The sequence below is a fragment of the Streptomyces coryli genome (genome assembly GCF_011044975.1).
Lineage (GTDB): Bacteria > Actinomycetota > Actinomycetes > Streptomycetales > Streptomycetaceae > Streptomyces > Streptomyces coryli.
Genome location: NZ_JAAKZV010000316.1, coordinates 1 through 7,901, shown reverse-complemented (window position 1 = coordinate 7,901; position 7,901 = coordinate 1). Strand labels below are relative to the sequence as shown.

At 72.1% G+C, this 7,901-nt stretch carries 10 protein-coding genes; 2 read left to right on the top strand and 8 right to left on the bottom strand.

Translation table 11 applies throughout. The features are described 5' to 3' along the window. Positions 1 to 249 precede the first annotated feature (249 nt). The 6 genes from G5C51_RS37725 to G5C51_RS37700 form a co-directional block, all read right to left on the bottom strand. Positions 250 to 654 carry a VOC family protein gene (locus G5C51_RS37725; RefSeq protein WP_165244696.1) on the bottom strand — a complete coding sequence of 135 codons (405 nt, stop codon included), beginning with the start codon at positions 652 to 654 and terminating at the stop codon, positions 250 to 252. 90 nt (positions 655 to 744) lie between these two features. Then, complete coding sequence (locus G5C51_RS37720; RefSeq protein ID WP_165244694.1) at positions 745 to 1,956, bottom strand: DUF4032 domain-containing protein; 1,212 nt, start codon at positions 1,954 to 1,956, stop codon at positions 745 to 747. After that, a complete protein-coding gene (locus tag G5C51_RS37715; protein WP_165244692.1) occupies positions 1,949 to 2,506 on the bottom strand; it encodes a MaoC family dehydratase in 558 nt (185 codons plus the stop codon). Before G5C51_RS37715 ends, G5C51_RS37720 begins: the two co-directional genes overlap by 8 nt. 58 nt (positions 2,507 to 2,564) lie before the next feature. Continuing rightward, positions 2,565 to 2,999, bottom strand: coding sequence for a hypothetical protein (locus tag G5C51_RS43870; RefSeq protein WP_276617708.1), 435 nt, complete (start codon positions 2,997 to 2,999; stop codon positions 2,565 to 2,567). A 92-nt stretch (positions 3,000 to 3,091) separates the two neighbouring features. Next, positions 3,092 to 4,060, bottom strand: coding sequence for an NAD(P)-dependent alcohol dehydrogenase (locus G5C51_RS37705; RefSeq protein ID WP_165244690.1), 969 nt, complete (start codon positions 4,058 to 4,060; stop codon positions 3,092 to 3,094). Between the two features lie 73 nt (positions 4,061 to 4,133). Beyond that, positions 4,134 to 5,165, bottom strand: a complete 1,032-nt coding sequence (locus tag G5C51_RS37700; RefSeq protein ID WP_165244688.1) for a sigma-70 family RNA polymerase sigma factor — start codon at positions 5,163 to 5,165, stop codon at positions 4,134 to 4,136. A 73-nt stretch (positions 5,166 to 5,238) separates the two neighbouring features. Between G5C51_RS37700 and G5C51_RS37695 the strand changes: the two genes are divergently transcribed. Then, positions 5,239 to 6,063, top strand: a complete 825-nt coding sequence (locus G5C51_RS37695; protein ID WP_165244686.1) for an alpha/beta fold hydrolase — start codon at positions 5,239 to 5,241, stop codon at positions 6,061 to 6,063. Positions 6,064 to 6,109: 46 nt separating this feature from the next. Here the strand turns inward: G5C51_RS37695 and G5C51_RS37690 are convergent, their stop codons facing one another. Both G5C51_RS37690 and G5C51_RS37685 read right to left on the bottom strand, forming a co-directional pair. After that, the gene (locus tag G5C51_RS37690; protein ID WP_338118450.1) at positions 6,110 to 7,111 is read right to left on the bottom strand and encodes an acyltransferase domain-containing protein; all 1,002 of its coding nucleotides are present in this window, start codon (positions 7,109 to 7,111) and stop codon (positions 6,110 to 6,112) included. A 19-nt stretch (positions 7,112 to 7,130) separates the two neighbouring features. Next, positions 7,131 to 7,586 (bottom strand): Lrp/AsnC family transcriptional regulator, encoded by a 456-nt coding sequence (locus tag G5C51_RS37685; RefSeq protein WP_165244684.1) that lies wholly within the window; start codon positions 7,584 to 7,586, stop codon positions 7,131 to 7,133. Positions 7,587 to 7,669: 83 nt separating this feature from the next. Here G5C51_RS37685 and G5C51_RS37680 point away from each other — a divergent pair, with 83 nt between their 5' ends. Continuing rightward, positions 7,670 to 7,870: a DUF6191 domain-containing protein gene (locus G5C51_RS37680; RefSeq protein ID WP_165244682.1), complete on the top strand. Its 201-nt coding sequence runs from the start codon at positions 7,670 to 7,672 to the stop codon at positions 7,868 to 7,870. Positions 7,871 to 7,901: the final 31 nt, after the last annotated feature.

Genomic DNA, 7,901 nt, shown 5'->3' with positions numbered 1-7,901 from the left:
GAAGCGGCGGAGGAGGGGGCGGCGTTCGCCAGCGGGAGGGCGAGCGCGGTGGCCGCGGCGGCGCCGAGCAGGCTGCGGCGCGAGCGGCGGACCGAGGGCGTGGAGGACGTAGCGGGATCAGTCATCCGGCGGCTCCAGAAGTCGAGTTGACGATTCCTGGAGAGTGTCAGACGCCAAGGTGTGGCGGAAGTGACCGGCGGGGCGCGTACGGGCGAACACACGGGCGCGCCCCGGCGGTCGGCGGAAGCGTCAGTGCGCTGCGTCCTGCGGGTACCAGCGCAGCTCGACCACGTTCCCGTCCGGGTCCTTCACGTAGATCGACTGCGCCTCGCCGCGGGCGCCGAACCGGCCCACCGGACCCTCCAGTACGTCGAAGGCGCCGGAGTCGACGACCTGCTGCCAGTCCAGCGGCTCGACGACCAGGCAGATGTGGTCCACGTTCGACTCCGTGCGCGGGCGGCTGAAGAAATCGATGATCGTCTCCGCGTTGATCCGCGCGGAGGGGAAGGGCACCTTGCCCGCGCGCCATTCCTCCACCCGGACCGGGCCGAGGCCCAGCGTGCCGCAGTAGAAGTCCAGGGCCCGCTCGACGTCCCCCACGTTCAGCACCAGGTGGTCGAAGCCCTTGATCCGGACCTGCGGCTGCGTACCCATCGCACCTTCTCCTCACGACTCAACAACTCAGCGACTCAGCGACTCATCAACCAAACAGTCACCCCGGTAGACCCAGCCCCCGCCCAAAACTCATCGCGCCAGCACCGTCCGCACATAATCCGCCGCGGCCGCCTCCATCCCCACATCCCGGTCCGCCGCCTCCGACATGTACCACCGGTGTTCCAGCAGCTCGTGATAGATCTGCGACGGATCCATCTCCCCCCGCGACTCCAGCGGCACCAGCCGCACCGTCGGCCGGAAGACGTCCCGCACCCAGCGGTGCGCCAGCACCTCGGGCCGCGCCCCGAGCGGATCCCCGGGCGCGTAATCCTCCTGGCTCGTCATCCACGTCTCCAGGTCGTTGAGGAGACTCCGCGCCTGGTTCTCCTCCGTGTCCAGGCCGGTCAGCCGCAGCAGTTGGCGCTGGTGGTGGCCGGCGTCCACGACCTTGGGGAGGAAGGTGACCGCGTCGCCCTCCGGCGAGCGCTGGATCTGCATCTCGGCGACGTCGAAGCCGAGCTCGTTCAGCCGCCGGATCCGCCGGTCGATGTAGTGGCGTTTCTCGACCGGATAGACGGAGGTCCGGGTCAGCTCGTGCCACAACTCCCCGTACCGGGTGACGATCTCCTGGCCCGACCGGATCGGGTCCACCGACGGGTGCAGCGAGCCGCCCGCCTCCAGGTCCATCAGCTCGCCGGCGATGTTCATACGGGCGACCTCGAGGTCGTACTCCCGCTGGCCGTTGCTCAGCCGCGGCCGCAGCGAACCCGTCTCCGCGTCCACCAGATACGCGGCGTACGCCCCCGCGTCCCGCCGGAAGAGGGTGTTGGACAGCGAGCAGTCGCCCCAGGCGAAGCCCGCCAGGTGCAGCCGCACCAGCAGCACGGCGAGGGCGTCCAGCAGCCGCTGTATGGTCGACGGCCGCATCGTCGTCTCGAACATCGCCCGGTACGGCATCGACCCCTGCAGCAGCCGCGTGACCAGCACCGGCTCCAGGTCCTCCGCACCCGCAGGGTCCGTGCGCCCGGTGACCACCGCCACCGGATCGACCGAGGGCACGCCCAGCCGGTCGAGGTCGCGCAGCAGCCCGTACTCGCGCTCCGCCGCCCACTCGCCGATCTCCTTCACCGCGTACACCTCGCCGCCGGCGCGGGCGAAGCGCACGACGTGCCGCGAGATGCCGCGGGGCAGGTTGACCAGGTGCTCGTCCGGCCAGTCCTCCAGGGGCAGTTGCCAGGGCAGGTCGAGGAGCGCGGCCGGGTGGCCGGCGGCGCTGGCGGTGATCTGGAGTTCCTTAGGCATCGGGGGTCTCTTCAGGCGTCGGGGCCTCCTCAGACGTCGGGGCCTCTTCGGACGTCGGCGCCCCGGGATGCCGCCGCAGCAGCAGATTCGCGGCGGTCACGTCCATCACCACCTCATCGTCCTGGTTCAGCACCTCGCTCCGGATCCGCGCGATCCCGCGGTCCGGCTTCGACTTCGACGTACGGGCCTCCAGGATCTCCACCCGCAGCCGCAGCGTGTCCCCTGGCCGTACGGGCTGCCGCCACCGCAGCTGATCGACACCCGGGCTGCCGAGGCTGGAGACATCGGAGAGGAAGTGCTCGGCGTACAGCCGCATGAACAGCGCCGACGTGTGCCAGCCGCTGGCGATCAGCCCGCCGTACGGGCCGTTCGCCGCCGCCTCGGGATCGGTGTGGAAGATCTGCGGATCGAAGCGCCGCGCGAACTCGAGGATCTCCTCCTCCGTCACCTTGACGCTGCCGAACTCGTAGACGGCGCCCGGCTCGTAATCCTCGAAGAACCGGTCGTCCTTGGGGGCGGGGAAGGCGCGGCGCACCGATGCGGAAGACATGTCAACGAGCCTGCCACACCGGCCGCCGCACGCACCCGCCGATCAACGTGACCTGCTGCTACGGATTGCCGGCCCTCACCGCCGGCACAGCCACCGCCGGCACCGGCCCCGCCAGCACGGGCCCCGCCAGCTCAGGCACCGCCGCCGCCCACTCATCAGGGCCGGGACGCTCCCCCGCACCGCCCCGGCCCTCACCCCCCTCCGCGATCTCCGCCAGCGCCGCCTCACGAAGCGCCATGCGCGCGGCGACTGTCCCGCCGCTGAGCGTCTCCCAGTACGGATGGATGGAGATCTCGATCGACAGCTCGCGGAACCGCTTCCGCAGCGCCATCTCCTGCCGTGCCGTATCGGGCGTCCAGCCCCGCCCCGTGCGGTGCTCGACCCCCTCGCTGTCCGTCCACGGCCGTAGCGGAAGCTCGTCCAACTGCCGCTCCAGGGCGAACCATTCCTTCTTCGCCCGCAGCAGCTCCTCGGGAAACTCGTAGTCGCTCACAGCTCCACATCATACGTGTGTTCGATTTTCGAGCGCGACCGAATCCCCGAACCCGACGCGACCGATGTCCATCCCAACCGCACGTCACCCGTTCACACAGTCACCACGAGCTTCCCCCGCGGATGCCCCGTCTCCAGATGCCGGATCGCGGCCACGGCCTCCGCCAGGGGATACGTGCGGTCGATCGCCGGCGTGATCGTGCCGGCCTCGGCCAGGCGCTTGAGGGTCAGCAGGTCCTCGTGGCGTACCTTCGCGATCAGGCTGCTCAGGGTCTGGCCGGCGAAGGGCGAGAGGGCGTAGCCGCGGAGCTGGCGGCCCATGCCGCCGAACCAGTCGCCGCCGCCCTCGCCCCCGGCCATCACCAGCACGCCCTTCGGGGCGAGTGCGCGGCGCAGCAGGGGCAGCGGGCGGTTGCCCGCGGCGTCGAGGATGATGTCGAAGCGGTGCTTGCTGTCGGTGATCTCCTGGCTGGTGTAGTCGAGGACGTCCGCGGCGCCCAGCGACCGGACGAAGTCCGCCGCGCCGGGGCCGCAGACGGCGGTGACCTCGGCTTCGTACGAGACGGCGAGCTGGATGGCGTACGACCCGATGCCACCGGAGGCGCCGATGACGAGGACCCGCTGCCCCGGTTTCGGGCGGGCCTTGCCGCTGAGGGCCTGGTGGGCGGTGACGCCCGACACCGGGAGGGCCGCGGCCTGCGCGAAGGTGAGGTTGGCGGGCTTGGGCGCCAGCTTGTCGGCGCGGGCGCGGGTGTACTCGGCGAACGAGCCGTCGCCGCTGCCGAAGACCTCGTCACCCGGCTTGAAGTCCGCGGCCTTCGCACCGGCCTTCTCGACCACCCCGGCCACGTCCCAGCCGCGCACCGGGTTCTTCGGCTTGCGCAGTCCCAGCGCGATGCGCGCGATGTAGGGCTTGCCCGTCATCAGGTGCAGCACGCTCGGGTCCACCCCGGCGGCGCGCACCCGGATCAGCACCTCGCGGTCGCGGGGCTCGGGCCGGTCGATCTCCCGTAACTCCAGGCCGTCGGACGTGCCGTACGGGTCCTGGGCGATGGCTTTCATGGCGGTCCCCCTGGTGGGTGAGGCGTGCCCTGAGCATCGCGCCGATACCCACCACTGACCAGCCTCCGGGACGTCAGTCCACCCGCGGCGGCAGCCCGAAAGCCGTGAAGTGCTCCGGCCCCAGGAAGGACGTGATCTCCGCGATCCGCCCGTCGCGCAGCGACAGCACCGTGATCGACCACGCGTCGTACGGGCCCGTATCGCCGTACGGCCGCAGGTAACACGCCACCGCCGGCTGCCCGTTCGCGCTCACCGCCCGGTGCCGCCACTCGCCGCAGCTGCCCAGCGGGACCTGGACCGCGAAGTCCATGACCGGCCCCACACCGTGGTACCAGTGCGGCAGCGGCGGCATCGACCAGGTGACGTCCTCGGTGAGCAGCGCGACCAGCGCGTCCGCGTCGCCGCGCTCCAGGGCGGCGGCATAGCCCGCCACCACCTCGCGGGTACGGGCGTCGCCGGCCTCCCGCAGCACCCGCTGCTGCGTGCGGTCCGGGATGCGCTCCGCCGCGACCCGGCGGGCCCGCGCCAGCGCGGAGTTCACCGAGGTCACCGTCGTATCCATCATCTCCGCGATCTCCGCCGCCGAGAAGCCGAGCACCTCGAAGAGCACCAGCGCCGCCCGCTGATTGCCGGGCAGATGCTGCAGCGCGGCGACGAAGGCCAGCTCGACCGCCTCACGCTGCTCGTAGCGAGCCTCGGGGACGGCCGGCCCTTCCAGGCCCGCGTCGGGATACGGGCCGAGCCAGGCCACGTCCGTACGCGGCGCGTCCACGGCCACCGCCCGGTCGCTCGCCGGGCCGAGGTCCACCGGCAGCGCCCGGCGGCCGCGGGCGGCGACGGCGTCCAGGCAGGTGCGGGTGGCGACGGTGTAGAGCCAGGAACGCAGCGAGCTGCGGCCCGCGAAGCCGCCGAGGCCGCGCCAGGCCCGTAGCAGCGCCTCCTGCAGCGCGTCGTCGGCGTCGTGGGCGGAGCCGAGCATGCGGTAGCAGTGCGCGTGCAGCTCGCGGCGGAGCGGGCCGACGAGGCGGGTGAAGGCGGCGTCGTCGCCTTCCCGCGCGCGGTCCAGGTCGGGGCCGGTGGCGGCCTCCGGAGAAATTTCGCTCATGTGCGACGACTCTGCGGCACGGCGTCAGTCACCTCTACGACCGAGAACACTTCACCAGGTAGGGAAGTATCCAATGAACCACATCGCCGTCACCACCGACGCCCTCTCCGTCCCCGGCGCCCGCCTCCACTACGAGCTCCGCGGCTCCGGCCCGCTCGTCGCCCTCGTCGGCTCCCCCATGGACGCCCGCGCCTTCGCGCCGCTCGCCGATCTGCTCGCCGCCGCCGGATACCAAGTCCTCACCACCGACCCGCGCGGCATCCGCCGCAGCGAGCTCGACGACCCGGGGCAGGACTCCACTCCGGAGCTGCGCGCCGACGACCTCGCCCGGCTGCTGGAGCACGTCGGCGGCGGCCCGGCGACGGTCTTCGGCTCCAGCGGCGGTGCGGTCACCGCGCTGGCGCTCGTCCAGGCCCGCCCTGACCTGGTGGACACCGTCATCCCGCATGAGCCGCCGCTGGTGGAGCTGCTCCCCGACCGCGCGGAGCTGCATGCCGGGACCGAGAAGATGATCTCTGTCTACGAGTCCGGGGACACCCTCGGCGCCTGGCGGATGTTCATGGAGCAGGCGAACATCCAGCTGCCCGAGGGCGCGCTGGAGATGATCTTCGGCGGGGAGAAGGAGCCGCAGGACGTGGCCGACGAGCGCCGCGGGATGACGCACGAGATGTACCCGACGACGCTCTTCCGGCCGGACCTCGACGCCCTGCGCGCGGCGGACTGCCGCATCGTGCTCGGGATCGGCGCGGACTCGGGCGGGGAGCTGTGCGAGCGCACGACGGAGGCGCTGGCGAAGGAGCTCGGGCTGCAGCCGGTGCGCTTCCCGGGCGGGCACACGGGCTTCGCCGACGATGCGGCGGGGTTCTGCCCGCGGCTGGTGGAGGTGCTGGCCGGTTAGGGAGTCACCGCGGGCAGGGCGTCGACGCGGGCAGGGCCTCAGCGCCTCACAGCGCGAACCAGCCCTGCCCCACAAACCAGTGCCCACCCGCCCGCAGGTGATCGCCGATGGCCCGCTCCAGCGACGTCCGCCGCGGCAGCTCCGCATGCGGCAGCTCCGGGTCCCCGAAGGTGAACTCCACGGCGGAGCGGTCGCTCGGCTCGTCCCCGTCGTTGGCCAGCAGCCGGAAACGGCGCTGGAAGCGGACGATGTTGGAGCGCTCGGAGAGGTGCTCGGGGAGCTGCGCGTCGAGCAGCCAGGAGTAGCAGACGGCGACGGCGTAGCGCTCGTCGGGGAAGTGCCGCGGGAAGAACGCCCGGGCCTGCTCGAGCGACGCGTCGCACGCCTCGGGCGTGAGCGGTCCGGCGAAGTCCGGGATGTGCACGGACAGCACGGCGTCCCCCGGCCCGGCCGGCCCGCCCGCGTCGGCGACCGCGCGGCCGAGCTGCTCGCCGAGCCGGGCGCGCTGGAACTGCAACCGCCCCAACTGGTAGATCTCGCCCCTGAAGTGCAGCTTCAGCCAGTTCGGGTGGACCAGGCCGCCGGCCCCGTAACGCCTGCGGGTCACCCCGATGTGCCGGCCGAGGTCGGCGAGCGTCCGCCGCGATACGTCGTCGGGGACGCCGTGCGCCCGGTGGTACGCGCGGACGGCCGGCAGTGCGGCCAGGTAGACGAGGACGTGGAAGTAGCGCCCGGCGGCGCCGAGTTCGGCGGGCAGGTGCGGCGCGTCGGGTCCGCCTTCCACCTCGCCCATACGGTGCGTCAGCGAGCGCGCACCCTGCTCCACCAGCGCCCGCAGCTCCGGCTCGCGGTCGAGCCGGGCGCGCAGCGCGACCAGCTCGCCGACGTCCGGGTGCGGCACCCAGAGATCGAGCAGCAGGTCGGGGAGGTCGACGGGGTCGGGCAGGGCGGGTGCCGGGCCGCTGTCGCCGGCGGCGGTCCGCTCGTCCAGCTCCTTCAGCCACGCTTCGAGCCCCGCGTCCCCGCGCAGCACCTCGATCACGCTCACTCTGGCCCCACCCTCCTCATCAGACCTGCAACGCCCGTCGCGTCAGCGGAGACGAGTACACCACGCTGGTGGTCACCGAGCCCAGGGTGGCGATACGGCCGCTGACCTCCTCCAAGTGCCGCATGGAACGGGCGGCAACCTTGATCACGAAGCAGTCCTCGCCGGTGACGTGGTGGGCCTCGAGGATCTCGGGCGTCGTGTCGATGAGGTCGTAGAAGGGCTTGTAGTTCCCGTTCGGATAGCGCAGCCGCACGAAGGCCAGGATCGGCAGCCCGATCCGCTCGGGCTCCACCACGGCGGCGTAACCGGAGATCACCCCGGCCTCCTCCAGCCGCCGCACCCGCTCGGTGACGGCGCTGGCGGACATGTTCACGGCGCGGGCGAGCTCGGCGTAGCCGGCGCGGCCGTTGCGCTGGAGGACGTCGAGGATGCGCCAGTCGGTGGCGTCGGGGGCGTAGGCGGGGTCCGCGGTCATGGCCGCTTTCTAGCAGGCGGGGAACAATCGTGCGTACCCGGCCGTTGTTACTGCGTCGTACCACCATGGCCGGGGAGGCCGCAGTGTTCAACATCCTCGAAACGCTCTTCGCGCCCGGCCGCAAGCACACCAACGACGAGAAGAACCGCCTCGCGCTGGCGCTGGACCAGGTCGGCGACGCCGATCCGGGGCGCGGCCCGATAGACCTGTCCTCGGGCAAGGTCGTGGTCCGGGCGCCGAAGGCGGCGGACGGCGAGGAGCCGGAGACGGCGCCGAAGGCCTGACGACCTGGCTCTTACGACCCGCCCCTCACCC

Excerpts from the sequence above, each read along its gene's own strand:
- G5C51_RS37725 (WP_165244696.1), bottom strand. The coding sequence starts at position 654 with ATGGGTACGCAGCCGCAGGTCCGGATCAAGGGCTTCGACCACCTGGTG.
- G5C51_RS37720 (WP_165244694.1), bottom strand. The coding sequence starts at position 1,956 with ATGCCTAAGGAACTCCAGATCACCGCCAGCGCCGCCGGCCACCCGGCC.
- G5C51_RS37715 (WP_165244692.1), bottom strand. The coding sequence starts at position 2,506 with ATGTCTTCCGCATCGGTGCGCCGCGCCTTCCCCGCCCCCAAGGACGAC.
- G5C51_RS37705 (WP_165244690.1), bottom strand. The coding sequence starts at position 4,060 with ATGAAAGCCATCGCCCAGGACCCGTACGGCACGTCCGACGGCCTGGAG.
- G5C51_RS37700 (WP_165244688.1), bottom strand. The coding sequence starts at position 5,165 with ATGAGCGAAATTTCTCCGGAGGCCGCCACCGGCCCCGACCTGGACCGC.
- G5C51_RS37695 (WP_165244686.1), top strand. The coding sequence starts at position 5,239 with ATGAACCACATCGCCGTCACCACCGACGCCCTCTCCGTCCCCGGCGCC.
- G5C51_RS37685 (WP_165244684.1), bottom strand. The coding sequence starts at position 7,586 with ATGACCGCGGACCCCGCCTACGCCCCCGACGCCACCGACTGGCGCATC.